At 44.5% G+C, this 26,470-nt stretch carries 23 protein-coding genes; 6 read left to right on the plus strand and 17 right to left on the minus strand.

Annotated elements, in window-relative coordinates:
• Positions 1-2 precede the first annotated feature (2 nt).
• From DTQ70_RS01705 to DTQ70_RS01715, 3 genes are read left to right on the plus strand one after another with little or no spacing between them, the layout of a single operon-like run.
• Positions 3-1,160 carry an SMODS domain-containing nucleotidyltransferase gene (locus DTQ70_RS01705; RefSeq protein WP_122929204.1) on the plus strand — a complete coding sequence of 386 codons (1,158 nt, stop codon included), beginning with the start codon at positions 3-5 and terminating at the stop codon, positions 1,158-1,160.
• Positions 1,153-2,967, plus strand: coding sequence for a ThiF family adenylyltransferase (locus DTQ70_RS01710; RefSeq protein ID WP_164489810.1), 1,815 nt, complete (start codon positions 1,153-1,155; stop codon positions 2,965-2,967). The genes DTQ70_RS01705 and DTQ70_RS01710 overlap by 8 nt, the downstream gene beginning before the upstream one ends.
• A complete protein-coding gene (locus DTQ70_RS01715; protein WP_122929206.1) occupies positions 2,967-3,437 on the plus strand; it encodes a Mov34/MPN/PAD-1 family protein in 471 nt (156 codons plus the stop codon). Before DTQ70_RS01710 ends, DTQ70_RS01715 begins: the two co-directional genes overlap by 1 nt.
• Before the next feature lie 103 nt (positions 3,438-3,540).
• Here the strand turns inward: DTQ70_RS01715 and DTQ70_RS01720 are convergent, their stop codons facing one another.
• The 8 genes from DTQ70_RS01720 to DTQ70_RS01760 all read right to left on the minus strand — a co-directional run bounded on the left by DTQ70_RS01720 (position 3,541) and on the right by DTQ70_RS01760 (position 9,533).
• A complete protein-coding gene (locus DTQ70_RS01720) occupies positions 3,541-3,924 on the minus strand; it encodes a hypothetical protein (RefSeq protein WP_122929207.1) in 384 nt (127 codons plus the stop codon).
• Positions 3,925-3,974: 50 nt separating this feature from the next.
• Positions 3,975-4,871 (minus strand): ArdC family protein, encoded by an 897-nt coding sequence (locus tag DTQ70_RS01725; protein ID WP_122929208.1) that lies wholly within the window; start codon positions 4,869-4,871, stop codon positions 3,975-3,977.
• 264 nt (positions 4,872-5,135) lie between these two features.
• Positions 5,136-5,609: a RadC family protein gene (locus DTQ70_RS01730; protein ID WP_122929209.1), complete on the minus strand. Its 474-nt coding sequence runs from the start codon at positions 5,607-5,609 to the stop codon at positions 5,136-5,138.
• 12 nt (positions 5,610-5,621) lie between these two features.
• Positions 5,622-6,530 (minus strand): toprim domain-containing protein, encoded by a 909-nt coding sequence (locus DTQ70_RS01735; protein ID WP_122929210.1) that lies wholly within the window; start codon positions 6,528-6,530, stop codon positions 5,622-5,624.
• A gap of 54 nt (positions 6,531-6,584) precedes the next feature.
• Positions 6,585-6,773 (minus strand): helix-turn-helix domain-containing protein, encoded by a 189-nt coding sequence (locus DTQ70_RS01740; RefSeq protein WP_028524510.1) that lies wholly within the window; start codon positions 6,771-6,773, stop codon positions 6,585-6,587.
• Positions 6,774-6,949: 176 nt separating this feature from the next.
• The gene (locus tag DTQ70_RS01745; protein ID WP_229600053.1) at positions 6,950-8,071 is read right to left on the minus strand and encodes a phage integrase central domain-containing protein; all 1,122 of its coding nucleotides are present in this window, start codon (positions 8,069-8,071) and stop codon (positions 6,950-6,952) included.
• A gap of 540 nt (positions 8,072-8,611) precedes the next feature.
• Entirely contained in the window at positions 8,612-9,181 is a 570-nt protein-coding gene (locus DTQ70_RS01755; protein WP_122929213.1) for an ImmA/IrrE family metallo-endopeptidase, read from the minus strand.
• On the minus strand, positions 9,171-9,533 hold the full coding sequence (locus tag DTQ70_RS01760) for a helix-turn-helix domain-containing protein (protein WP_122929214.1): 363 nt from the start codon (positions 9,531-9,533) through the stop codon (positions 9,171-9,173). The genes DTQ70_RS01755 and DTQ70_RS01760 overlap by 11 nt, the downstream gene beginning before the upstream one ends.
• A gap of 212 nt (positions 9,534-9,745) precedes the next feature.
• Here DTQ70_RS01760 and DTQ70_RS01765 point away from each other — a divergent pair, with 212 nt between their 5' ends.
• Positions 9,746-10,108 (plus strand): hypothetical protein, encoded by a 363-nt coding sequence (locus tag DTQ70_RS01765; protein WP_122929215.1) that lies wholly within the window; start codon positions 9,746-9,748, stop codon positions 10,106-10,108.
• Positions 10,108-11,289 carry a hypothetical protein gene (locus tag DTQ70_RS01770; RefSeq protein WP_164489811.1) on the plus strand — a complete coding sequence of 394 codons (1,182 nt, stop codon included), beginning with the start codon at positions 10,108-10,110 and terminating at the stop codon, positions 11,287-11,289. The genes DTQ70_RS01765 and DTQ70_RS01770 overlap by 1 nt, the downstream gene beginning before the upstream one ends.
• Before the next feature lie 40 nt (positions 11,290-11,329).
• On the opposite strand, the gene DTQ70_RS01775 is transcribed toward DTQ70_RS01770, so the two are convergent.
• The 7 genes from DTQ70_RS01775 to DTQ70_RS01805 form a co-directional block, all read right to left on the minus strand.
• On the minus strand, positions 11,330-11,824 hold the full coding sequence (locus tag DTQ70_RS01775; RefSeq protein WP_122929217.1) for a hypothetical protein: 495 nt from the start codon (positions 11,822-11,824) through the stop codon (positions 11,330-11,332).
• A gap of 120 nt (positions 11,825-11,944) precedes the next feature.
• The gene (locus DTQ70_RS01780) at positions 11,945-12,901 is read right to left on the minus strand and encodes a nucleotidyl transferase AbiEii/AbiGii toxin family protein (RefSeq protein WP_122929218.1); all 957 of its coding nucleotides are present in this window, start codon (positions 12,899-12,901) and stop codon (positions 11,945-11,947) included.
• 5 nt (positions 12,902-12,906) lie between these two features.
• The gene (locus tag DTQ70_RS01785; protein ID WP_122929219.1) at positions 12,907-13,488 is read right to left on the minus strand and encodes a DUF6088 family protein; all 582 of its coding nucleotides are present in this window, start codon (positions 13,486-13,488) and stop codon (positions 12,907-12,909) included.
• A 169-nt stretch (positions 13,489-13,657) separates the two neighbouring features.
• Positions 13,658-14,143, minus strand: a complete 486-nt coding sequence (locus DTQ70_RS01790) for a hypothetical protein (protein WP_122929220.1) — start codon at positions 14,141-14,143, stop codon at positions 13,658-13,660.
• A 61-nt stretch (positions 14,144-14,204) separates the two neighbouring features.
• Positions 14,205-15,605: a radical SAM/SPASM domain-containing protein gene (locus DTQ70_RS01795; protein WP_229600054.1), complete on the minus strand. Its 1,401-nt coding sequence runs from the start codon at positions 15,603-15,605 to the stop codon at positions 14,205-14,207.
• Positions 15,606-15,706: 101 nt separating this feature from the next.
• Positions 15,707-16,345 (minus strand): recombinase family protein, encoded by a 639-nt coding sequence (locus tag DTQ70_RS01800; RefSeq protein WP_122929221.1) that lies wholly within the window; start codon positions 16,343-16,345, stop codon positions 15,707-15,709.
• A 222-nt stretch (positions 16,346-16,567) separates the two neighbouring features.
• Complete coding sequence (locus DTQ70_RS01805) at positions 16,568-16,879, minus strand: hypothetical protein (protein ID WP_164489812.1); 312 nt, start codon at positions 16,877-16,879, stop codon at positions 16,568-16,570.
• A 294-nt stretch (positions 16,880-17,173) separates the two neighbouring features.
• Here DTQ70_RS01805 and DTQ70_RS01810 point away from each other — a divergent pair, with 294 nt between their 5' ends.
• Positions 17,174-17,599 (plus strand): DUF2958 domain-containing protein, encoded by a 426-nt coding sequence (locus DTQ70_RS01810; protein ID WP_122929223.1) that lies wholly within the window; start codon positions 17,174-17,176, stop codon positions 17,597-17,599.
• Positions 17,600-17,941: 342 nt separating this feature from the next.
• On the opposite strand, the gene DTQ70_RS01815 is transcribed toward DTQ70_RS01810, so the two are convergent.
• Both DTQ70_RS01815 and DTQ70_RS01820 read right to left on the minus strand, forming a co-directional pair.
• Positions 17,942-18,370 carry an Imm44 family immunity protein gene (locus tag DTQ70_RS01815; RefSeq protein WP_122929224.1) on the minus strand — a complete coding sequence of 143 codons (429 nt, stop codon included), beginning with the start codon at positions 18,368-18,370 and terminating at the stop codon, positions 17,942-17,944.
• Complete coding sequence (locus DTQ70_RS01820) at positions 18,367-26,460, minus strand: RHS repeat domain-containing protein (RefSeq protein ID WP_122929225.1); 8,094 nt, start codon at positions 26,458-26,460, stop codon at positions 18,367-18,369. Before DTQ70_RS01820 ends, DTQ70_RS01815 begins: the two co-directional genes overlap by 4 nt.
• Between the last annotated feature and the right edge of the window lie 10 nt (positions 26,461-26,470).

Below are 26,470 nucleotides of genomic sequence, written 5' to 3' on the forward strand. Positions count from 1 at the left end.
TAATGAAAATTAACTCTTACTTTAGTGACTTTTTATCCGATATCAGGCTTACTTCCTCACAGAAGGAAGATTTGAAGAGAGGCCATGAAACGCTTCGTAGACGACTGAATGAGTATGATGATTTAAAGTCAATCATCGTATCTACCTTCCTTCAAGGAAGTTACCGCAGAGCGACCGCCGTTCGGCCTCTGAATGGCAAAAGGGCTGATGTTGACATTATTGTTGTGACAAATCTGGACCGCTATAACCTGACACCGCAGGAAGCTATTAATAAATTTATTCCGTTTTGTGATAAATATTATAAGGGGAAATATAAACTACAAGGTCGCTCTATCGGTATAGAACTTTCTTATGTAGATTTGGATATTGTGGTAACTGCAGCGCCATCGGAGGTGGATTTAGCAGCCCTGAAATCACGAAGCGTTACCACCGACCTGATGTTGGAGGATTTCGGCGGCAATTATGAATGGAGACTATCAAAAGGTTGGTCTGAACCGGACTTTCACAAAGGGTATGTTTATCTTTCAGAATCCGTCCGTTCCGAGCCTGAATGGAAGATAAATCCACTTTGGATACCCGATCGCGATGCTGAAGAATGGGTCGAAACTCATCCGCTGGAGCAAATCCGTTGGACCAGAGACAAAAATAAAAACACAAACGGACATTACGTGAATGTGGTAAAAGCACTTAAATGGTGGCGTACATTGAAGCTAACGAATTTAAAATATCCAAAGGGATACCCAATTGAACACATGATCGGTGATTGCTGCCCGGACAATATTACGTCGGTAGCCGAGGGCGTTTGTAAAACTATGGAAGCAATCATTGCCAAATATCAAATTCAGCATTTGCTTGGGACTACTCCTGTATTGCCTGACCGAGGGGTACCGACACATAACGTTTGGAAGCGGGTATCACCTGATGATTTTGCCGAATTTTATGAATCCGTACAAGAATATTCAAAAATAGCCCGTGAAGCCTTTGAGGCCGACAAGCTCAAAACCCAAGTAACTAAGTGGCGAGAGCTGTTTGGTGAAAAATTCCCTCCTTATGAGGGGAATGAAGAGGAAGAGAGCAAGAGCCGGAATCTTACTGCGCCGCTTGGCGGATTTACTCCAAGAAAAGAAAGTTCAGACGTTACCCCGAAACGATTTGCCTGACAGAGAGCCTACGAAAGAATTGAGATCAGCTCGGCGTCTTTTGGAAGATATGCCGGGTTATGAGCGATTGGGTGATTTTTATTGGGAGGAGCGTTTAGAAAAGTGGGTATTGCACATACGAATGACTATTGATGTTCCGGAATCGGAATATATACCAACCGTTACTGAGTGGCGAGTCATCATTGATCCGCAATACCCACTTGGTCAAATCTGTTTTATGCCTGATGAGAATAAAGGCATAAAACATACTTTTCAGCATCAAAATAATAATCGGCTGCTCAATAATTCTAAGTGGCGTTCGGGAAAGATATGCTTAGACACCGGACAAGGTACTTGGGGAAGAAAAAAATATTCACCGGAACCTGTTGATGCTATTAATCGTCTGAAATGGCATGTTGAACGCTGTCTTATTTGGCTTGAAGCTGCGGCAACAGATACCCTTATAGAGAACGGTGATCCTTTTGAGTTACCGGATTTTCCAACATCTACCGATTATCGGATTGCCTTCAATGAAGATAATGACTCTTTTGTTAGGTGGCAAAGCGAACAACGCAGTAGCGGTTTTTTTAATTATAACCCGCTGGACCAACAGCCGGAAACATATCCTATTAGTCGCTTTGACATTTTTTCAGAAGAAGTCGCTGCAAAAGTATGGGGATCATACATTAATGATCGAAACAAGTACTCCAAGAATCGAAATAAAGAAAAAGCAGGCCTATGGTTAATGCTTAAACGCATTCCTGTAATGAAGCCCTGGCAGATTCCTTATACTTTTAAAGAGCTTGACGCTGTATGCCAAGCTCAAGGAATCAATCTGTTACAAATCCTGCTCAAAACCTATTCGAGAAGTAAACGTGAAAAAATAAAGTTGGACCTGGTTGCGCTGGGATTTCCTGTCCCCGTTCGAATTGGTTCTCCTGAGGAGTTGATTCATTGGTTTGCCTTCAAATTGATCTTACCTAAATTAAATGGATTTCGGGATAATGAAGTACTGTGGAAACAACAATTTACTGAACTTATTTCCGGCACTGCCAAAATTCAATGGATTAAAACGGAAAACTGGAATTCTATGCAATTAACCAACAGAGGGAGAATTTCCGAGGATCTTACCAATAGTCGAATTTTATTTATTGGAGCCGGTGCGCTTGGAGCCACTTTTGCGGAGCTATTCGGCCGTCTTGGGTGCAGTAATCTTACTTTTGTGGATTATGATAAAGTCCATGCAGGAAATCTTTCTCGTCATACATTGACATTAAATGATGTAGGGAAAAATAAAGCGGAGGCATTAAGCACCCATATAAATTCAGTGTTTCCTTTTCATCGATGTACATTCAGAAAAAACGGTTTGGAGGACACTCTTAGCAAAGAAGCAGCATTTCTTGATGGTTTTGACGTTGTTATTGATGCCACCGGTGAAGATGATGTAATTCAACTTCTCAGCAATCATTTATCAAGTAAGTCTACACATTTTATTTCTGTTTCTACAGGTTACAATGCTGATCGCCTCTATTGTTATCTGGCTACTAATTCTAAATTTGCCAATCTAAAAAATAGCTTTAAAGAAAGAATAGATCCGTTTTTACAGCAGGATATCACTATAATGCAAAAAACTTCAGAAATTATAGAAGGTATAGGCTGTTGGCATCCGTTATTTCCGGCTCGAATTGACGATATCCAAATGTTGGCAGGTGCAGCCTTCAAGATAATTGAACAACAACTTTCTCGACCAAAAGAGGAACGCCTTGTTGTCATTGAAAAGCAATATGCTGACGGAGAATTTACCGGTGTGATGATTAAAAATATATAATGATGATTTTTAAATCTAAAGATGGAAGATCTGCTGTCGAGGTTTCTCAAAGTATACAGAAGAACATTGAAAGTTATTCTGCCATTTCCGGCAAAAACGAAACAGGCGGAATTTTGATTGGCAATTACAAATGGAATCAAACTCTTGCTGTCATTAGTGAAATCACAGGTCCGCCATCCGATTCTAAAATGGGTCTCACTTGGTTTAAACGCGGTATAAGAGGATTAAAACAACTTATTGAAAAAAGCTGGATAAAGGGACATTATTATATTGGGGAATGGCATTTCCATCCTTATGCTTCCCCAAACCCCAGTAGACAGGATATACAGGAAATGAAGAATATTGCAACATCGAAAATATATAACTGTCCTGAGCCAATACTCGTAATCATTGGCGGATGTGTTGATAATTTTAAATTGAGAGTTTTTGTATCCTTAGGCAAAAATCAATTAATTGAGCTATATTCATGATGAGAAATGTAAAAATTTTTAAGCATTTTTATTTCTTTCTAAAGGTCGTATTTATACTCAGTCGGACAGAGCTGAACTCGGTCCGACTGAGAGAAAAATTTAATTATTTTTTATTTTTACGACGAATCACGATAGCAATTGATTGACCAAGAATTGTCAGGGACAGGTTAAACCCGTCTTTATCGCCGTGTTCCCAAGCCACTCCAGTAATAATCCAATCTTGCTTTTCACTCCCTTCTTTGGCTTTCAGGTAGTAAGCCGTATGCGTAGGTGATTTTTTCGTAGTTTGATTTTCAGTAGTCATCATCCATTCTCCTTTGTTGTGTGGTAGATGATGGAAGCAAAACGGGCTCAAAAAGAACCAGATAGCTCCCCGAAGTAACACGAAGTCAGTGATGTTTTTTACAAGGTAAAAAGCAGGGATAAGCGCCAGCTGGGTCTTTGTGCTAGGCTTACTATTCATCAACACCTTCAACAAAGCAGGCATAGCATGAATACTATCCGAGATGAAAAAGCATATCTCATCTGGCTACCCCCCTACGGAACTGGGAGGGTGTGAATATACTCCACGGCTTTTTGGGCATGAGAAGCGGCGGAGAAAATAAAACGCTTGTCGTTTTGTAGTACCTGCAACCACGATTGAATGTAAGCGGAATGTTCTTGCTCGGGAATAGGTTCAAAACCTAAATCGGCCGCTAAGAAACACGCCCCTAATTCGGCCACCAATTCTTCTTTGGCATAGCCTTCATCGCCATACTGTTTGCGGCCTAAATCACGGTTTAGGCGAGAAGGATGCTTGGTCCAGTGGGTCAATTCGTGCGCCAATGTTCCGTAGTAGGCCACGGCACTTTCAAAACTTTCCAGCGGCGGCATTTGAATGCGGTCGGTCAACGGATGGTAAGCGGCCTTCGTACCCGTGTAGATGTCCGCTTTGGTTTGGGCAAAAAAATCTTCCAACGTTTGTATGCGCTGCGGCGCGTTGTCAGGCATGATGGTTTCAGGAACCGCATAGTAAGAAGCGGGTAGCCCTTCGATTTGGGCGGCATTGAACACCGTGTAAGTTTTGAGGAAAGGAATTTGACGGAAATTAGTTTCGCCATCGGGCGTTTCTTCATCCCGAACTATTTTATCGGCATACACCACTTGCTCGCCTTTCTCACCCTTGCGGACGTTGGCTTTGAGTTCAATGGCCTGATTAAACGTCATCCAATGAGGTAATTGATAGCCTTTTTCGGCGGCGGTTCCCCACAGCACCAAGGTATTGATACCCGAATAGGGAATGTTGTTCCAACGCAGCGGGCGCATCACCTGCCCCGCCATTTGCTGCGAATTCCACGGCTTGCGCCAGGTCAGGTGTCCCTTTTCCAAATCGGCGAGGATTTTATTGGTGACGCGGGCGTAAATGTCAGGTTGTGATGTCGTTGCTGGTTTCAAGGAAGCCTCCGTAAAAGTTGGGTAAAAAGAGCGGGTTGGTTGTTAGTTTTCAGGAGTTGATTTCCTTTCTTTTCCTGGGAATGACGGGGATTGCCTTCCCGACGTAAGAGCGAAGAAGCCCACTTGAATTTTGGTTGGGCGGGGAATGCGTCAGCAGGCGAAAATTATGGTTGGCGGACTGAGTGGCGTCGGGTACATCCCCTTGTTGCATTCAGAGGAATAGAAAGGCGATAAAACGAAAAAACAAATGGAGCGTTTCCAACGTCAACTGGGCATCAAACCATCATCTGCCAACGAACAATAACGGTGCGGCGTAACAATCAGGTGGTCGATGACGGAAATTTCCAGCAGCTTGCCCCCTTGCATTAATTTACGCGTCAGGTCTAAGTCGGCCTCGCTGGGTTTGAGGGTTCCCGAAGGGTGATTGTGGGCCAAAATGAGGCTACTCGCTCGGGTCTTTAGGGCGGTGGCAAAGATAATTCGAGGGTCAACCAGACAGCCCGTAATGCCCCCCGTGGCAATATCAGACACCCCCAAACAGGTATGTCGGCGGTCGAGCAACAAAATTTTAAACTGTTCGACGAGTTCAATACGATTGTCGTCCCAACTTTGGCGCAAAATGTCATAGGCTGTCGAGGAACTGGTAATTTGAATACGGTCTTCAAAAGGGATCTTGTTTTTATAAACAATCTCGACTTCGTTGACACGGTAAAGCGCTCGAATATCTTCTTGCAGCATGACAAACCCTCCCTACATGGACAAATTACGTTGGTGCATGTGCCAAGCATTGACGTCTTTGTGTGGCGCATAAACGGCATTCATGGGTTGGTGGGTGAGTCCCTGCTGCGTTTTACAAAAGTCGGCCAAGGTGGCGGTTGCTTTTTCACCCGCAGGGTCATTGTCCATCCAGCTGTAGGCCAGTTGATACCCGTAGTTGTGGAGGTAAGGCAGGGCTTGCTTGAGGCAAGCTAACGAATTGAGGACAATGGCATCGCCATTCAGTCGGTGGTGATTGGTCTGGGCAAGGGCCGACAAATAATCCATAAACCCCTCAAAGAGGTGGATGCTGTTGGGCTTGGGAGTTGTCCCGCGAATAAAACTAATCGCCTTGGGGCGCAGACAGCCTTTGAAAAAAGGGTTTCTGAGCTCAAAACCGCCCTCTTCGTTTTCAAACCCCAAGGCAAAAAAACTTTTTTGGGTCTGTGGATTGCGAAGGTGAAGTTCTTTGAGGTGTTGGCGGGCGAGTGCCAGCGCTATCCCGCGTTTTTTGAGGTAATTAATGAGCCCCAAATGTTGAATGGGTTTCTTGGTTTTTAGCAACAGGGCGGCATCGGGTGGGTTTTCCTCTGGAAAGACAATGGGAGTGATTTGGTAGGCGGCTCCCACCATGTTTTTAATCCAGCGCAGGGCATCGGAAACGGTATGGTCTTGGCGGTGGGATTTGAGGTAGAGGCACACAAAATGCACCAAGTCGCCGCCGATTCCCTCGCCGAAGTCGTACCAAAGGTTGGATTTTAAATCGACCTGAAAACTGGCCGTTTTTTCTTGGCGCAAAGGCGAAAGATACCACGCTTTGAGTTGCGTGACGCGTTGGGGAGGTGTTCCAAGCCTGTCCAGAATTTCAGTCATGGGAATGGTTTTGGCATCGGCTATGTTCATAGCGGTGCTCCGTTCAATAGGGGATGGTGAGGAGAAGAAGAAAAGTAAGCGCGGTCAGCTACTGAGGCGTTGCTCAATGAATTTGTCCAAGTCGGAGCGACGGTAACGCACGGCGCGTCCAATTTTGATGGGCTTGAGGTCGTAACGTTTGGTACAATCCCAAACGGCCAGCGTACCAGGAGATACCCGAAGGTACCGAGCTGCACTTTTTCGATCCAGTAACGGTTCGTTCGTATTCTGCATACACCCTCCTCGTGGTTCAAAACCAATTACCTGCCTGACGCGATTTCCGTCACAGGAATATAGTCATCTTACGATAGGAAGATATTCACAGTCAATGGATAATGGATTCTATTAATGATAAATAAGAAGGGAACTGTGACGATGACAACAAGATTGCCCATTCGGGCAATGCTGTCCTATCGTACTTTATCAATGTAATCAGCGTATTCCTGCATCATTTGGATACGTTGGGGCAAAAACTGGGCTCGGTCGTAGGCTCGGTCAACGCTGCTTTTGGGGACGTGTGCCAGCTGTCTGTCCGCAATTTCGTGCGAATAGCCCAGTTTTTCTTTTAATATCCCCAACGCCAAGGCGCGGAATCCATGCCCCGTCATTTTGCCATTGTACCCCATTCGTTTGATGGCAACGAGCATGGTGTTTTTGGACATGGGTTTTCTCGGGTTGTAATACCCAGTAAATATAAATTCTCGACCAGCATTGATTTCTTTTAGCTCCTGAAAGAGGGCCAGTGCTTGCCGTGATAACGGCACAACGTGGGGGAGGTTCATCTTCATGCGTTGGGCAGGAATAACCCACATGGCTTTTTCAAAATTTATTTCTTCCCATCGTGCTTCCACCAGTTCGCAGGTGCGGACAAACGTTAAAAGCAGTAGGTGGAGGGCTAAAAACGTTTGACGATGAAGGTGGCGTCGATAATCGTTGAGGCACGTTAAAAATTCGGGAAACTCATCGACCGAAATAGAAGCATAGTGCCCTCGTTTAAATTTTTTAAGGGCGGCTTCTAAACCATACGTAGGGTCATTCTCGGCCCTGCCCGTCGCAATGGCATATTTAAAGACGTGGCTACAGGCGGCCTTCATCCTGCGGGTTAAGTCAGGCGCTGTTTTCTCCATCTTTTGTAGGCAGTTCAGCATCTGTAGCGGTTTTATCTCTGTCAGTGGAAAGTGGCCTAAAAACGGAAATACGTATTTTTCAAAGCGGTGTTTGATGATTGTTGCGTGTTTTGGTTTCCACAAGGGAACTTGTTTCCAGTACCATTCCATTGCCATCGACTTAAAGTCGAGCTGTTGGTTCAACGCATTTATTTGAGCCGCCTGCTGGCGTTTTAAAACGGGGTCAATGCCCGCCTTGATTTCTTTTTTAATTTCTTCTTTGGCCTGACGAGCCCCCACGATGGAGACATCGGGGTAGGCACCAATCGAAATCCGTTTTTCTTTGCCATAAAGTCGGTATTTGAGCCGCCAGAGTTTGGTGCCCGCAGGGGTGACTTCAAGGTATAAACCTTCCCCGTCTGCCATTTTATAGGATTTGATTTTGGGTTTGGCGGCCTGACAGGCCCTATTCGATAAAGCCACTTTAAACCTCCTGATTCTTGGTACTGAGGCTGAAAACAGCCGCCACGACCAGCCATTGCATGCCCCCAATCATGCCCCCACTTTTGGTTACTGTGGGTGCATGACAGGTAGTGAGGGTTAAACCAAGGATAGCTTTAACGTACTGCGAAAATTGAATAATTTTCGCAGCAGTAATGAGAAATAATGTCAGTAAAAAAAAGAATGGTGCCGGATGTCGCATCGCCATTTCCCTCCGAAGTACTTGAATTGATTAGGATTGTAACGGATATTTCGGTGGGATGCCCCCAATCATGCCCCCAACGGCTATTAATGCCCGTCTAACATAGATTATCATCCGGCCGTTCTTTGTGCAACTAAAGTTTGTAGAATACCCTCACTAAAAAAACGGTTGGACCGCCCAAATGAACTTCTAAGATTCTATTGGCCTTTTATAAGCTTCTATCCAATCACTTTGTTGATAACGTTGGGTTAGTCCCAGGCAAATCATACAGAACCAAAATTTTTAAATTGTTTTGATACCCCAGTTATATTCAAGCGATAGTCAACCATTTCATGACTAGCTTTGTAATAATCCGCAATCTGTGCGACTGTCATGCTACGTCGCATAGCCCAGACTAAACCTTTACGGGTCATTTGTAAGGTCGCCCCTAAATATTCCGCTTCCTGTTCATGCTGTGGGTTATAACGTCGTAAAAATGGCAATTCAGGTAGGATAATATCCTCAGGAAGCGGATGTTTGCATACCAGATGCGCCAACTCGTGCATGATAGTACTCTGCTGACGGCCTAATGTATGATTTGTATTATGGATGATAATTTTCTCGCTAAACTGATTGACCATATAAAGGCCTGACCAGCCTGTGAGGCGTTCCAGCCATTCTGGTTCAATTCCATAATCTGAAGCTTCGCAGATACTGACTTTAAGATGATTAGCTAGACGAAAGGCACACAAATGTCCACAGTGATGCACATTTAATTCGTCTCTAAATTTTTCAGCCAATCGTTCGGCTTTTGCAGTAAAGCCTTTGGGTAGTAAACTCGTTTTAATTTTCACTGATTGGTCGGGGGGACTTAGTTGAATAAGCTAAGTTAACCAGTTTTACTAACATTTGCATTGTTTCAGCATCTAATTCACGATCAGCTCTCAGATGAGCAACAATAGTTTGTTGGGTGGTATTGGACTCAGCTACTTCTTCATTACGCATCACAAATGTATCTGTAGGTACTTCTAGCCAAAGGCAGATTTTTATAAACGTGTCGACGTCAGGGATTTTACCTTGCTCAATTCGGGATAATGTTGCGACACTCACGTCTCCAATTTCCTCGGCTACAGTCCGTAAGCCATTTTTACCACGTCGTGCTCTCAGCATTGTGGCCAATAAATCGGTATTTAGTGTCGTACTCATAGTTATAAAATGTTACACATGTGCAAAATATTGAAAATATTTTCTCTTTGATGAAACAAAATAAACTTGTCTTTTGTTGCACATGAGAGAAAGATATTACACGTGCGAAACAACAACATGTTTTTCTCTTTACCAAATCTACAACAAAGTAATGTAAACCCAGAAATAACATTCGGGATATTTTATTTTTATAAACCATAAATTTGGAAATCATGGGAAACCATCGAAACGGAACACCGACAAGACAAAGAAATCAAACTCCAAAAATTCAGATCAGTACGGCTGCCACTGGCGGAAATTCTTTCCGAAATTTAGAGAATGATACAATTTCGATCAGGCTTGAGAAAGTGGATTCAAATGCAGTTAAACAAGCAAAAATCAAAGATGTTGTGACGCTGAGTTTGGAAGAAAACATTTTCGAAGTCTCACTACAACAGCAGAGAATTGGAACAATTCCTGTTGCCTTTAACTCAATTCTTTCTGCTCAAAGGATAAAGCAAGCACGCATTGAGTTGATTCGGTTGAGCCCTACTTTGGAAGTAATCATTAAAGTGTCACTAAACTCGATTAGATAATGGGTAGTCCAATATTGAGACCCCAATCTAACGATTTCGGTGGGCTCTTTTATGATTGCGAGAGTAGTTGTCCTGCCTTTTCTGCTTGCGGAAGAAAAATTACCGCGCCTTGTGGATGTGCGTGGAAATTATCAAGTGGCATGCGACACGAATGTTCAAAGTGCTATATCATTTGCCGTGAGCGCAAGGAAATAGGCCCAGAAAATTCTCAATATACTTTTTCCGATTATTTGGCAGAAGGCAAATTCCTTGAACAAGTATCCATACAGCAGGAGAGAAAACTTCTATTTCCTCTATACGTGCCATATTTTACGTATTTTTATCAAGGGAAGAGCTTACCTATTCGGTGGGCTGCAGCGAGCATTGATACTTTATTTAAGAGACGAGTTACACTCAAGGGTGTTTTGAGAACCCAGTTTGGTACAGAAGTGGATACCCGTCGTTACCTTCATGTTAATGGAGATTGCAATCTTTGGGTCATTCTTAATGGGAAAGATAGTCATTTGGAGAGTTTTTGGGGTATGGGTGAAGAAAATCGGTTACAAACCTTACAGCAGTTAAACGAGATTGGGTTCTCTTTAGGAACAGGGGCAACATTCTCTGTCTCTGATTTAACGCATATGAATACCCCCATGCCTCAATCGCACAATATTGCTATGTTAAAACGCCATCATCAAATTATTCATGAACTACAGAAAACAGGTTTTTACTCAACCCCAAACCTATATTGGAATGATGAAGACAGGAATGAAATAGAACGCTGGGCGAATTGGCTAATCGCAAATCCGAACATTCAATCCATTTCCCGAGATTTTACCTCTACAAAAAATCTCTCCACCGTCCTAATTAAAATGAACGAGTTAATACAGTTGTTAAAAATGGTGGGGAGATCCTTCCATGTTGTTATCGTGGGAACAGGAGTAACTACAGCACCGAAAGTGATAGAATTACTGGCTCGAAACGGTCATACAGGTACTATAGTTACCGCATCACCTATTTTTGATGGAGGAAAAAGCGCAATAAAATACGAGATTGAGCATGGAGCTATCGTTCGTGTTAAAGATTCCGACACAGCTCGTTCAGAGCTGATTTTAAATAATATGAAAGTTTTTGAACAAATGCTTTCGGCTACCGTAATGCGGGCAAACAGCAACTATAAATTCTTGAAAAATCTTTATTAAGAGAATAACATTTTAGATGTTCCTATTGGTATTTATTATTTTAATTTGAGTCGCTGTGACTGTTTTCATCGGTCATGTATCTAGAAAACCATTCTAGACTTCTCTGCAAAGTGAATTTGTTCTCATAAATGTCCCGATACTCCACTTTTAAATTAATTGAAGAAAGTTGTTTTCGAATAGATTCTATTTCGTCCAGTGAATGGCTTTCAATATTTTTCTCGAACACTACCAAATAGGCATTCGGCAAGATGATCTTTTTCGCCGTATTACTGAGCAAGATGTGCCAATAAGATTTAGGGTCTAAATTCAAACAATCGCTAATGGCAGAATAGGAATGCCCCTGCTTGATAAATGTAAGCGTATCAATGAGCATGGGACCCAATCCGTTATTTTGGACATGAATATAAAGACGCTTTTTTTGATCTCCCAAATTAACCTGACCCAAAGGCTTGAGTGACTTTTCATTATGAATCCGTTGCAGATACAATTGATAAAACGTAGCCAGTAATGCCAACACGGAAATGATAATCGCCAAGAAACACCTACCCGTTTTCAAGAAAAAATAGCTCTGACGATCTCAGAAATTTCCCCGCATCTTAATCATTACTTTGTTAACAGCGGGTAAATCTGGCAGAGAAAACGAGGAAATTAATGCTTATAGTTGTTCAACAGAAGCCAGAATTTTATCCAACAGACTGTCAAAATCGGGTTGCCCCTTGTAATACAACGAAGCTGTTTCCTTATATCTCTTTCGGAATTGCGCTCTTAACGCAGGGTCGCTCAACAAAAACGCTTCATTTTCTCTGATTGAAATTTCTTTGTCTTTGGCAGGAAATCGCTCGTTTTTGTGGGCGTGGTAGGCAGGTGTTCCGATAAATTCCTGCACGTCGGGGTGGTTTAACAATCGGGCAACATCATAATATTGCCTCATTAAATTCGGACGTATCCCTGCCCCGTTTTGCATCTGACGAAACTTCGTCGCAATCGTTTGAAGCTTTTCGACAAAGGTATAGCCGAGGTGATAGCAAGGAATATCAACGGCACGGTTATCCACGACTTCAATCGCCGAATTGCCTTTGATCCTTTCATAGGCCCAAGAACTTATCAGACGTTTTTGATTTGGGGTCACCGTATCAAAACCCGCTTCCAGTAAAATCCCCTCTTTTACTCCACTCACAGCATCGGTTTGACTTTGATAGTACAATCGTATGCCGCCACTGCGATAATAATCCGTATCGTCAAAGGCATAATCCCGCTCGATGGAAACGATCCCCTCAATCTGAATCGTTTCAGCTAACCAATCATAAAATTTCTTTCGCGCTTGGGCGGTCTTCGGGTTCGTGTTTTTGGGATTCTCGTTGATGTTGAATTCCTTCGGAGGGGTGATATGAATGTCGATATCCTCCGAGAAACGGTCAATGATGCCATAGCCTTTTGATAACGACGTACCGCCTTTCAACTCAAAATCAAATCCCTGTTTTTTCAGCCCGTTTAAAACGTGCATGATCCAATAATCTTTTTCAATCAGGCCCGCCAAGATTTGGGTTTCCTCTTCCAAAATCCGTAAAAGTCCTGAAAAACTGTTGTGTTGATGCAGATAGGGAAGCGACATAGGGGTTATATTTCCATTTGCTGTATAAAGGGAGCCAGTAACTTTTGGGTTTTCACGTTGCCGTATTCCGCGATGGCCTTCCGTAGTTTTTCTTCATCCATGGTCATGGCTTTGGAAAAGACGTGTTTAAGAACGGCTTTTTGATCTTCGGCCAGCGTATCCAGATTGTTGACCAGATCTACCAGTAAAAATTCTTCGGTTACTTTTTTGGGAAAGTGAGGTTTGATGCGAAAATCAAAGTTGCGATTGCCCAATTTAAACTGCCCGTGGCGTTTATGATTATAGACGGTGCGTTGGTTATAGAGCTGCGTCGTACCAACTCCTAAACTGTTATAGGCGTTGGGGGACGTGACCAAAAAACGATCATCTTTCAGAAAGCTGCGGATTAGGATTTCTTCGTTGGGCGGCAGTTGCCCAAAAACGGTTTGCTCCGGAGCATAGTATAATCCTTGGGAGAGTTTTTGCAGCGTTCCCTCTTCCAATAGTATATCTAAATGGCGGTCAACGGACTTAGACCATCGGGTCAAATCACTTCGGCGGTACACCTTGCCCGTCTCCAAATGTTGTTTTAATTCATCCAGTTTCATCTTGTTCCCCTCCGTAGATTGATACTATCACTCTTTATTGGTAAATGCAAGAATTTTCATTTAAAATTCATGCAAATTTACGATGATAATCTTTACTTATCAATGCCTTAAATTACAAAAATACACCAGAAAGGTAGTGAAGAATTCTTCTTTACCATTGGAATGGGGCTTAGTGCTGATTTTCTCTGTCGGTCTTGTGTCTAGTGAACCATTCCAAGTTTCGCTCCAAGGTAAAGGTATTATCGTAGATGTCCCGATAATCCACTTTCAAAATAATCAAAGAGAGTTGTTTTCGGATTGGTTCGATTTCTTCCTGTGAGTAATTTTCGATGTTTTTCTCAAACACGACCAAATAGGTATTCGGCAAGATGACCTTTTTCACTGTGTCACTGAGCAATATGTGCCAGTAGGATTTAGGGTCTAAATTTAAACAATCACTGATGGCACTATAGTGATGTCCCTGTTTGGTAAAGGTGAGCTTATCAATCATCATCGGGCCTAATCCATTATTTTGGATATGGATATAAAGACGCTTTTTTTGGTCTCCCAAATCAACCTGACCCAAAGGCTTGAGTGATTTGGCGTTGTGGACACGTTGCACATACGCTTGATACAACGTGAGTAGCAGGGCTAACACGGAAATGACAATGGCCAAAGATTACCTCACCTACCAAAAGAAAAGTGCTTTCTGAACGATTCAGGAAGCACTTTCAGGCTTATATCATTTCGTAATCCCGTAGCAATTTCAAGCGTTCTCTGGCCTGAAGCTGATAGATTTGGGGAATAAAAGTATGGTAGAGACTGCATTGAGGGTCTTTGCCATTGACTCGGTAGATGGGGCAGCCACTGGTGCAAACAGACTTGTATTTGCATAAGGAGCAATCTTTCGATTTTTGATCTTCGTAATGACTGCCTCGCTCAATCATGTCCACCAGATCCAACTCCTCATCGAAGATGGAAAAGGCGGGTTGTGACTTATCACCTGCATGAACGTGGCAATAATTTAAGGTGCCATCCACATAAATCGCTCCGCCCGAAAATCCCGATGCACAGGTTTGGAAGCCCAACGCATTGAGTTTGAGGTCGCAAAATTGATGCCGACGCGAAAATTGCCATCCCGTTTGAATGGCTTCCCGCATGATCATATATGACTCCGACAGGTATTTTTCCAGTCGCTCCGCGTCAATGTCTTCTCCTTTAACGATGGAATAGCGAAACGGTACATCCAATGCAATCAGATAGCGCGTCAAATCGGGTAACCCTTCCAATTTGTGGTTAGTTACCACCGTATTGACTGATACGGACAAACCATGAGCCAATAATCGCCTAAGGTTTTCATCAACGATTTTGAAAGAACCAATACCATTCCGAAACGTCCGAGTGGCATCATGAGTGGATTCCAAACCGTCCAGGGAAATTCCATAGCTGATGCCCTGCTCCTTAGAAAAAGTGATAATTTCATCCGTCAGGATGGTCAAATTGGTAATAAAAGCGATGTCCAGTTGGCAACCTAACGCTTTTAACACTTCCTTGGCTTGAGGGATTAAGCTTTTCCAAGACTTGAACTGCGTCAATGGCTCTCCTCCTGCCAACCGAAATTTGACGTGGCGAATCTTTCTTTGTTGGACGGTTTGTACCAGCTTGTTAAGCAGTTGCTGTTTTACCTTTTCCGACATTCCTCCTGTGGTGTTTAGCGTCGAGATATAGCAATAACTACAGGAGAGATTGCAGCGATTAGTGGTGTGAATCCAAAAGTTGAGTGAAATGGGGGTAGCAGGACGCTCGGGCTGACTGAAATCCGTATCAAATCGAACAATCTCAGTAGCCGACAACATTTGCAGGAATGCTTCGAGTGTATCGGAGGGAATACCCAACCGAAGGGCTAACGTTTTGGTATCAGTCTGATCGTCAACGGCAGACAAGACGTTATATTGGCTTCTATTCAGAATCCGTAGAGAATTCGGATAGGCACAATTAACGACGTAGAAATGCTCCTCGTCAAGCGGACGTAAGAGCAGTTGAGGGGAGTTGATGGGAATCACGGTCGTTTCGATTTGAGGGGTCAGTATATCCAGTGCAATCGCAATCAGTGGCCGGCGAGGAATAAACGTATTCATCAGTGCCCATGCCTTGGGTCAAAACGGAAATATCATCGAAGAGAAGGTCATTTTCAGAGAAGGAAATCATGGTAAGTACACTTTAAGGTGAACGGATTCATTTATTTTAAACGGTTCATTAGGATATAAACAGTACTGGGGTGCCAGCGGCCGTCCCCGCGAAAAGTCGGAATACCGCGTTTGTTGAGTTCCTGAGAAACGGAACGCACGGAGGTAATTCCCTTATTTTTAAGCCGTTTCAGCAGTGGGGATAGTTTCTGAGCAAATTCTTCCGCTGCTTTTTTATTGGCGATGGCAAGCATTGTTCCATTTTTTCCCAGGATCACCCCTCGTCTTTTGGCCGCACTCAGCGCATCTTTTGTGTTTTCGCTGATGCGCTGCCGTTGGTCTTCGGCCACTGCTGCCAGAATATGAATGGTAAATCGGTTGGCGTGTGGATTATCGGTTACAACAATTTCTACGTTCGATTTAACGATTCCTGCAATTTGCTCTACGTCCCGACCCAGTCGATCAAGCCTTGCTACCACCAGAATTGCATTCATCTCCCTGCACAGTTCAAGTGCCTGTAACAGGCCAGCCCTGCATTTACGGGTTGATTTTACTTCCATGACTTCACGGATGAGCTCATATTCACTAAGCTTACAGTAGTTTTTCACGGCGATTTGTTGTGCTTCCAGCCCCAGACCACTTTTCCCCTGTCGGTGCGTTGAAACCCGATAATACGCAACTGCCTGTTTCATAATCCATTACATCCGATTTTGTCCGCAGGTTAACCATCGTTTATATTTGAACAGATTTGTTTTAAAATCCAGTTAGTCGTTCTGAGAAGAGATTAAAATACAGGGCTTTGCGAAAAAGGAGGAAGCTAAAAAAGAAAATATTTGTCTATGGGTAAACGATGGTTTACTCCTAAACAAATTTTACAGCAAGAATATTTTTGACGTACTTTATCGACCCAGATTTTATTCAAAAAGCTTTCCTTGAGGAATCGGTTTACCATGAATCCAAAAATCAACTAGGTCTTTTTCTCGGTCGTATAGCCTGCTTAATCGGCGAGGCATACCGTAATAGGTATCATTGATATTGTAAGTTGACCATTTGGAGCTTGGCTGCCATTGGTCTTTTTCATTCCATTGATATTCAGTACAAAGACGTTTTTGACCTTCCACCAATTCACCATATATCACATACTCTTTTATCACCAATCGCCACAGCGTTTTTCCGATTTTCATTGGGGAGCTCATGTAGTGAATTTTAGGATAGGCTGTATTCATTACGTTTTCCTTTTGGCTATGGGTTGCACCTATGCAACTCTGGCTCCCGCCGAGGGTGGGGGTAGCAAACGCAAGGGCGGCCAAGACTGAGGGGAATCACCCAACCTGCACAAAACACCGTGAAGGAAGGTAGGGGACACGGTCAGGGCCGTTTATCGAAGGCCCTTGTGGCGCGAGGGGAAAGCCCCCTTAGACGAGTTTATTTCTCATTAATCAAACACCACTGGTCCCTTCTGTTTTGCAGAGCTGGTTTATGCTGAAAGTCGATCTTTTTTTGATAAAGGTAATTACCTCATGTCCCGACTTATCCCCTCTGAACTCCGCGAAAGAATGATTGAAAATGCACGGGACGTGCTCAAAGGACGAGCAGAAGACCATCCACCCGTTGTTAAATTATTTTCTATAGCTGGCAGTGCTACTTGGCTTTTAAGCGAATTAAATCCTTTTGAGCCTACTATTGCCTTTGGTTTGTGTGATTTGGGAATGGGCTTTCCTGAATTAGGTTACGTGTCGTTGGAAGAGCTTGAAGTTATTCAGCACCCTTCTCTTCCCATCCCACTGATTGTACGAGACGAGCATTTTGACGCAGAATACCTAATGAGTGTGTATGCAGAAGCGGCACGTCAACACCAGGCTATCACTGAGAATCCAGTGCATTTGCAGCGAGCACATCAAAAATTGGTCGGTCAGCAGGGAAAATCCATACCTACACTTCCGTAATTCAGGATAGGAAAAGCCTTACTCAGGCTATTTTTTAGATTATTTACAACCTCTTTAAGGCCCTCATAAACTGAAATGTCATCTGTAGAATCTCTGTATTCAAAATCATCAAATATGTCATTTTGAATTTGATATATATTCAATAATGTTTCTCTATCTTGGGTGAATTTAGCCAAAATATCAATCGTTTGTGATTCTAAAATTTTATTTCATTTGCTTTAATTAGCTTCATTAAATTATCAGTCCCTATATTTAATTACTATAGTGGCTAACATTTTAATTTCGTAAGATGCTTCACTTGTTTTATAAAAATCATTTTAAAAATAATGAAATAAGATGCAATCAGGTTAATAAACCTTGTTCTTTCAATAGAATTTCTAGGTCTTTTAAAAACGACTCACTATCAAAATCTTTGATTTTTTTCTTTTCAAAAACTCCTTTAAGGTTCTCAAAATACTCTGTAGCAACATACTTTTTTCGCTGCTCATCATTCATATTTTTGTATATTTCAAAATCTAATTTGTATTCAAATTCCAATGCGGCTTCTTTTCTAAGTAATTTAGGTTTGCGTATTGGATGTAAGAATTCATATTCTTTTGAAACACAAATAAATCCTGAATATATTGTTAAAATATTGTCTCCATATTTTTTTGATTGAAAGGTTATATTTATTAAATCTTCCAAATCAGTAGTAAAGAATGGAAAAGGTATTCCATTTGATATTTCACTTCCAAATGTTAGTCTCATTTTGCTTCTTTCGTTAGAATTCATCTAAAATATTTATTGCCTGGAGGCAGAGTTCCATGGTTAAAGAAATAACCATAAATCATATACTTCTCAACAATCTTTATTTCTATCTGATTACCAAAATAAAAGTCGTTTCGAATAACTCCTCCAGGGACCATTTTATCCAGTTCACTTTGCCTATATCTTTGCTGCCCTATTGTAGTTTCTCCATACTTCCAAATATCCCCTGCTTTGAGAGTGACAGGATTTCCTCTTACATCTGGATATGTTCCTGCTTTTCTTACTCTTAATTCATATACACTACCTTGTGAACCTGCTGTTTTTTTAGCAATTCGATCAATTTCATTAGACATTTTCTGTACAAAATCGGTCGTTACAGCAGCATAGATACCTGTGGCAGCTAAAACAATAGGAATCAATGGGTCATCTGCTACTCCTACAACGGTTGCATCATCTAAAGCTAAAGCCGTAGCTAATCCTAATCCTGCTTGCACAATGGGGTCTTTGTCAGCAGAAGCAGATGATGGCTTGACAACTGTAGTTGAAGGAATAGAACTTGTAGAATGTTTGTTATTCCCCTTCTGCCCTTTCTCATCACCCCCTCCCGCTGCATTATACATTCCATCAAAACTAACACTACCCGTCGCATTTCTACTGCTCAATGTGCTATACCCATCTGAATACTCAAATTCAGGCTTCTTATCATCATATTCCAGCATTCCCGTTGGATCGGTTATATTGACGGGATTATTAAATCCGTATCGATAGGGCGTCATACTCGGTACGGCAGATGCCAATGGATCAATAGACCAGAACCGTGGCACCAGCGGATCGTACATCCGCGCCTTAGCATCAAAAACGCCCAAATCCTCATCGCGTTCATGGCCTGTAAAGACATACTGTTGCTTGCCCGCTGAGGAACGATAATAATTGAGTGATTTTAGACTTTCGCCCCACGCCCCGAAATTCTCCGTTTGGGTAATGGCCGCTACACCCGATGAATCCATAAACATCAAGCGTACATTACCCAGATGGTCGGTGTAGCTATACTCAATACCCAGTTTAGAGTAACGACCTTCGTCGTGCGCGATTTGATAAAGTGTATCATTCTGATAAACAGCGGCATCAACGTAGTCGGTTTTTACCCCCTCGGAAGTGATTTTACGAAGTTTGTTACCTGCCCCGTCGTAGTGGTAATCAATCCAACGGGCGCTGCTGAACTCAATGCGTTTGGTTAGTTCAAGATGATTGTATTCAATTTTTGAAATTCCTTTGTTGTTATCGGATTTGAGTGCACCATTCTCCCAATAGGTATAATCCGTTCCCGATACATCCTTAAACATTTCCAAGTCGTTGGCATTGGCAATGGCATCTGTTACTTGGCTGATACGGTTACTATTGGCACTTTGATAGGTGTAGCTGAGTTGGTCCACATAATCGTAGGTTCCGCTGCCCGTCTTGCCTTTGCGCCACAGCTGTTGCAGGTTGCCGTTTTTGTCATAGCTGACGTTTTCCAAGGAATAATTTTCACTTCCCACCCCTGTATAAGCAGCACTCGTGAGCCGATTGGCCAAATCGTAACTGTACGTATAACTCCTTGTTCCCCCATTGGGAGCTAGGGAGCTTGTCAGCCAGGTTTGTTTGCGAATATTTCCATCGTAGTAAGTGCCGTCGGCTTCGTAATCCAGCTTCATGGCAAACAATTGGCCACCTGCCAAAGAAGCATTGCCCCCCGCATCTAGGTTAATGCCTTTCAGATAGTCCCGAATGTGGTAGTGGTATTGAATCTGCTGTAATCCTACTCCTGCCGCAATGCCAGCCAAATAAGATTGGCCAGTGGTGGGAGTGATACTGACATTGGGCAGCAGCAGTACATACTCACGGGCAATGTCCTGTGTGTTAGCGGGCGGAGAACTCGTACGGGTAATATTGGCAGGTCGGGGCTTGATAGTTTTATTTTTCAGCCTACCTAGTGAATCGTATTGATACTGAGCCAATTGTTGTTTTGGCTGGCTGCCATAGGTGGAGAAGAAGGCCGTTTTTCGTCCCGTATGATCGTACTCATACTCGTGCAGGATGACTAAATCGCTCACTGCTGCGCGGCGGTAGGTAGTGCGTTGTTTGGTCAGCTCACCAGCAAAGGTATAGTCAAAGTCGGTGCGATTGATGGCTCCCAACTGATGTTGGCGGTACTGCTGAACGGGGCGGTTTTTGGTATCGTAGTAGGTGGCAGAATACAGCCAACCGTTGTCGATGGCATTGCGCGTCTTGCCCCCCGTGGCCATGCCCAGGGCACTGCCGTGGGGTGTTATATATCCACCGCCGTAGGCATATCCGCTGCTAGGCAAGGCACTGTAATCGTCGTAGTAATTTTCTGTTTTTAAATCATTGGCCGCTGGCGTAAAGGGAAAACTCTGATTTCCGCCCACCGTGGTTTCGTAAGGCACCGTTACGCCGTCAAACTGTGTTTGTAAGGTAGTTCGAGAAGAGGCGTTTGGTGTCTCGCCCGTTTGAACCACGCGTCCCAAGGCATCATATTTGGTAAAATTCCAATGGTTGTCAGTTCGCTGTCGGGCATTTTGCCGCAACACAGAACGATCCAAAACATCATAAACCATGTATTCCCACCCTGCTCCGGGTACGTGTTTTTCAATTACCCTGCCGCGTTTATCGTAATGATACCCAAACATTCCCTCGGTAAAGACGGCGTCACTTTCCTCGAAGTTGGTCAGTCCGTCGTACACCTTGGGGGGAATTACATAAGCCAGACGGTCAAAGACGTCATACACGTAACCTGTCCGCAGCCACACCCCGCCGTCGGCCTGCTGTTCCTGTAAGATCAGCTTCCCTCGGTTGTCGTGGTAAGTAATGGTCTGATTGCCCTGCTCGGAAATTTGTACGGTTTTGGTCAGGGAAGTGTCGGGGTAGTAACCGCTGCCCTGCGCTCCTCCGTCGGTTTCCCAAACCCACTGACGAATGCTGCCGCCACTCGCCGTCAAATAGCGCATTTGGCCGTATTTTTCTGCCGTTCGCCACGCCTGCCCTGGGCCGTAGCTTTTGCGGGCGCGGCGCAGGGGAGAGTCCTGATACTCTGTGACCTGCGAAAAAGGAAAAGTATCGCCCTGCACGGCAGTGGGTAACGGGGCCAAACTGCCGTTGCCTACGTGGACAAAAGCAATGTAGTTTTTGTTGATGCGCCCGAAGTTATCATAAACGGTGGCTCCCGTTATAATATCGTTTTCTCCGTTCGGCCCTGCCTGTTGAGCTACCGTTTGCAGCGGCCTGCCCAAACCGTCGTAATAACTCAGCTGCGTTTGGTACTGCTCAAAATTGCCCGACAAGGTGGTCATTGCCACTCGGGGCATCAACTGCTTTACGGCATTTTGCCCCGCAGCCGAGGCATATTCATACTCGTATTCTTTGAGCAGTTTGCCCTCATGGTCTTTCACCCGTTTCAATCGAGCAAAGGCGTCGTATTCAAAGCTCGTCTTCAGGCCGTTGGGCGTAACTGTTTCTTTTAGTCCCTGCAAAGGAACAGTATAACTGTATTGCGTGAGGTATTCGATGTCTCCGTTTTTATTGGCGGTTTCGCTCGTGACGAAAGAATGGTAAATATTGTCTTTCGAGACGGTAGTGTAGCCCAATGCCACCAAAGCACCTTTGGTCAAAGCATATTCCAAAAGATTGCCGTAGGTATCGTAGCTACTCAGGCTTAACCGCTCGACATAGCGGCTATCTTTGGTAAGATTGTTGCCGCTCAGTCCGGCAGCCGTGTATCCGCTGGTGGTCAGTGTTGCATTCGGCGGCACTTCCAACACAAACGTACGGATGGGCAGCACATCGTTGGAAAGCGTCACGGAAGTTTGTTTTTTAAATTCGGTGAGAGTGCCGCCAATCACCAACGTATCGCTTGCTCCTGCCAATTTTCGCAGGCTGATGTTTTCAACGGGAATACTGACGGCATTTCGCTGTTGCAACCGTTGCAGGCCAGCGGCCGCTTCGCTCGGTGTGCCGCTGATGACCCCAAAATCCTGCGGGTAGCGCATCCGCTGCATTTGTAGCGAACCGTCACTTTCCCACAAACGGGTTTCGATGGGTTGGAAATAACTCGTATCTACCCTCGTTTCGGTTTTTGTATAGAGATATTTGGTATCATCTTCGTCGTTGTAGCGGTATTCTTCGCTGCGGGTCAGTTGCAAACGACCATAGTTCCAGTTATACGCAACGGTCGTAAAAACATCATCATTGAGCAAACAGCCCGACATGTCGGGGGAGGTGCTGTTGAGTCGTATCTGAGATTTTCCCATCAAATAGCCCAGCGTTGGCGTTGGGCCAGTCAGCAGGGTTGAATAGGTGTTGACTTGTTTATGTTTTTTCAGACCATTGGCACCGTACACGGTTTTGTTCAACAATTGCCCCCGCCCCCAATGGCGGCTGACGTAGGCGCTTTTTGCCGCCGAAGTAATCATGGTTTGATTGTCCACGGCATCATCTTTGAAGGTATAGACGGTTCTTCCCAAAGCCCCACTGCCATTATCTTCGTATTCAGTAACCATCGGATAAGTCACCACACTGCCGTCAAAAGGTGCTATCGGAACGGTAAATGTTGAAGAGAAGACGCGTACTGTATATGCGTAATCAGACTCGCCGACAAAAACCTGTGGGTGTTTATAACGCTGAATCGTAGAATAGGTTTTGGGCATAATGTCCCGATAGGTGCCGTTGCCCGATTCTCCCGCTCCATAGCGATAGGTTTTGGTCAGGGATTGACCGTTGGCATCCTCACTGATGATTTGTTTTACCCGCAGCCCTCCCACTATTTGGGCAGGTCCTGAAACGGGCAAATACCGGTGCGCTTCGTATTCAAACGTAGTATGACCGCCTGTCGGATAGTCCAAACGATTCAGTATCAACGCCTGCATCAGGGTCTCATTTGGGTTCCGATTGCCACCTCCTACCGTGACGGTGGTGGGTGAACCAGTTGAAGTATAGAGATTCTCCGTGAAAGACTGGGGAGGAATCAGCGTTGTGTTGCTAGTTTGACCGTTGTAATAGCCCCAATAATCTTTGGCCCGGGAGGTGTAAGCAGGCATTGTTTGTGTATTGTATCCGCAACTGTATTGACCTACCAACGAGCCAGCCGTGTCTTTCCATTTGATTTTGTCCAACAGACGGCGGCTATTATCAGTATAGGTCAATTCAAATTGTTTAATCAGCGTATAATCATTGGTGGTGATGTTCAGTCCGTAGATTTCAACCCGCTGCAGTTGTTGCGGCGTTCCAGTAGTCACAAAGACCACTTTCCCGCCTGGGAAATGAATTTGCTCTAATAAGGCATCAAAAATTACGGGTGCGGTGGTGGAAGATGTGACACTTATCTGACCCGCAGTAATCATCGACGCGTTGAGTCCTTCGACATTGGTATAGTACACTTCCGTGTCTGTTATATCGGCTGGGTAAGTGATGCTCAGTCGGGGTTGATAACTGAAGTGAATTTGATCGGTCGTTTTTAAGCCCTGAATTTTGGAGAGATGCCAAGAACTACGGTAGGTAGTTCCGTTGGGCAAATAGGTACTTTCGCCTTCCTCAAATTCATACTTTACCCCGTCGGGCGTGTCCAATTGAAAAGTTAGTAGGTTCGAAGGGTAGGAGAGACGGCTTGCCTCGGGTTGCAACCAAGTATAGCCTTTGCCGCCAGGAGTCAGGACAAAGTGGTTGCTCTGTCCGGGCAAACGATAAGAGAATATATCCCGTTCGATGTCTTTGCCGAAATCGACATATAGATTTAAGTCTGATTTGATTTGTTCGGTCAGACAGGTAATAGGAGAACTGCTGAAGACTGGTAAGGTTTGTCCCAATACCCCTGAGTTATTGGTCAGTTCGTCGGCACTACCACGAAGTTGTCGACTGATGCTGCCCCCTGCCTGCAAACTCCAGCCCAGCCCCACCCAACTTTCCTGATCGGTCACTTTGTGGCCGCCTGCGTGGTAAGTCAGTTTCACGGGTACACTCACCGAACCCATTTTAATTTCGTATAAGGGAATCTCGATGGTAGGTAATCCAGTGTATAAACTGACGGGAATTTCTCCATAGCGTTCGATGGCTGCTAAGTTAGGCGATTTGGGTGTCAATTGGGGTAATAGGGATTCGCCGATGGTCGTGGTGCTCTGCTGCGTACTGATAATGGCGGCATAACGGGCGTTGGGCAGCACTTCAAAACCCACTTTCATTACAATGCGGTCGGGGTTCCGATCCGTAACGGATTCGGACGGAATCGCTGGAATGAGTCGCAATAAGGTATCCGACCCCATTCCACTAGTTTTTAGGAGTTGGCTGTCACGCAGACCGAAGAGGATACCCCCTGCTATGTCCTGATGTTGAAAACTGACGCTGTCGTAAAAGGTGACATCGTCTATCAGAGAGCCTATTAAACTACCCGTTTTGACAAAGGAGGAAAACTGACTAAATACCGAAGACACCAACGATAGGACTGGAGTCGTGACAACGAGTTTTCCCTCAAAACGCGAGGCTTCGATATGCAGTAAGGAACTGTCGGTTAGCGTCAAAGTCTGCTCCAGTCCACTGCCCTGTCGAAAGAAATGATAAAATTCTAAATTGCCCCGCGAAAAATCTTGGGTGGTGAGTTGTTTGTTGGCGGGCAGAAATACCGTATCGGCACCGTAGCCGATGCGAATTCCGCCCGAAGTTGAGGCATTCACAGGGGTACTGACCGTCAGGTGAGGAAGGACCTTCACTCCAGTATTCGCCAGACTCGTCCAACCCGTTCCTAAAGCAGCGTGAGTGAGATGAATCCCTTTTCCATGCGTGTCCTGACGGTTACTTTCCCACTCCCATACGCCGCTACGTCGGTTGATGATAATCAGGCTGTCTAAAAAACGATTACCTCCAGCATTGAGGGTGGTGACACTGTTAATGACGCCTCCCATGGCACGAGCTGCCGAGGAAGCCCCCAATTGCTCAACGGTGGTTCGCGCCGCAAAACGTCCGCCATTAAGCTGCACACGATCTGCTCGTAAATACACCTCTCCCGCAAAATCAGTGCTATCGGTGGTAAGAATCCGCGTAGCGTAAGTACTGTCTGTACCACTGCCACTGAGTTGAATGAGTTGGGGGGTGGTAGTCAGGGAACGATATTTGTAAAAACGTAATTCACCAGTAGTCATTTGACCCGAAGCCACCGAAAGGGTTCCTGCCGCACTCATCGTTGCGGGGGTAAAACTGTCCCCAAATTCAACGGTTGTACCTGGCGTATCCAACAGCAGTGACGATTGAAACACAACCGAGCGGGCGTAGAGTTGCGTGGTGCCGAAATGAACAGTACCTCCCTGCATTTTTACTGTCACGGGTTGGCGAAATTCGGCATTGATAAAGCTCAACTGTGGTTGATTCAGACCCGTGTGCGTCCCTTCTAGTACCACTTCGTCTTTGAACACTACTTTGGCCGAATTACTGTATTCGCCGTTGCCAAAAACGCTCCTAGCGTTAGCAACTGTGGACTCATTGCGAAAAGTGAATTTTTTTTCAAAAACGGTGGTATCAAAACTGACATCGGCTTGCACTCCCACAATTATACCGTTTTGCGAACCTTTGTTGATAAAGGTAGTTTCTCCCTTGAAGGTATCAGGACGAACCCAGCCCACAATGACGGCATCACTGCCGCCTGAGGGCGCATTGGCAATTAGAGTGAGGGCGTTGTAAAAAATATTTCCGTACACATATCCTTTGTCGATTTCCAGCGTAATCACACCCGAAATGCTATTTCGTCCAAATCGTACGGCTTCACTGGTAGTAAATTTGCCACCCGCGCTGTTTAGAGTGGATAGCAGAATGTAGCTGCTGGTGCTTTTGAGCTCATAACTTCCCAGCGAAATACTTCCCTCGTTGATTTCGCAGTGATTCACCGTTACGTTTCCCGTCAAAACGGGGAAATTGGCTGGGCCGCTGTTGATGCGTACGGAACTGCTAGAAGTAGGGATACCTGCCGTCCAGTTGGCCGCATCATTCCAGTTGGTATTTATCCCTAACCACGTATTTTGCCCTAGTATCGTTAACGAAAGGCAGCAGAAGATGCCAAGCAGTAAGTATGTTCTCATGGGTGGAATA

The organism is Runella sp. SP2, from assembly GCF_003711225.1.
Taxonomy (GTDB): Bacteria; Bacteroidota; Bacteroidia; order Cytophagales; family Spirosomataceae; genus Runella.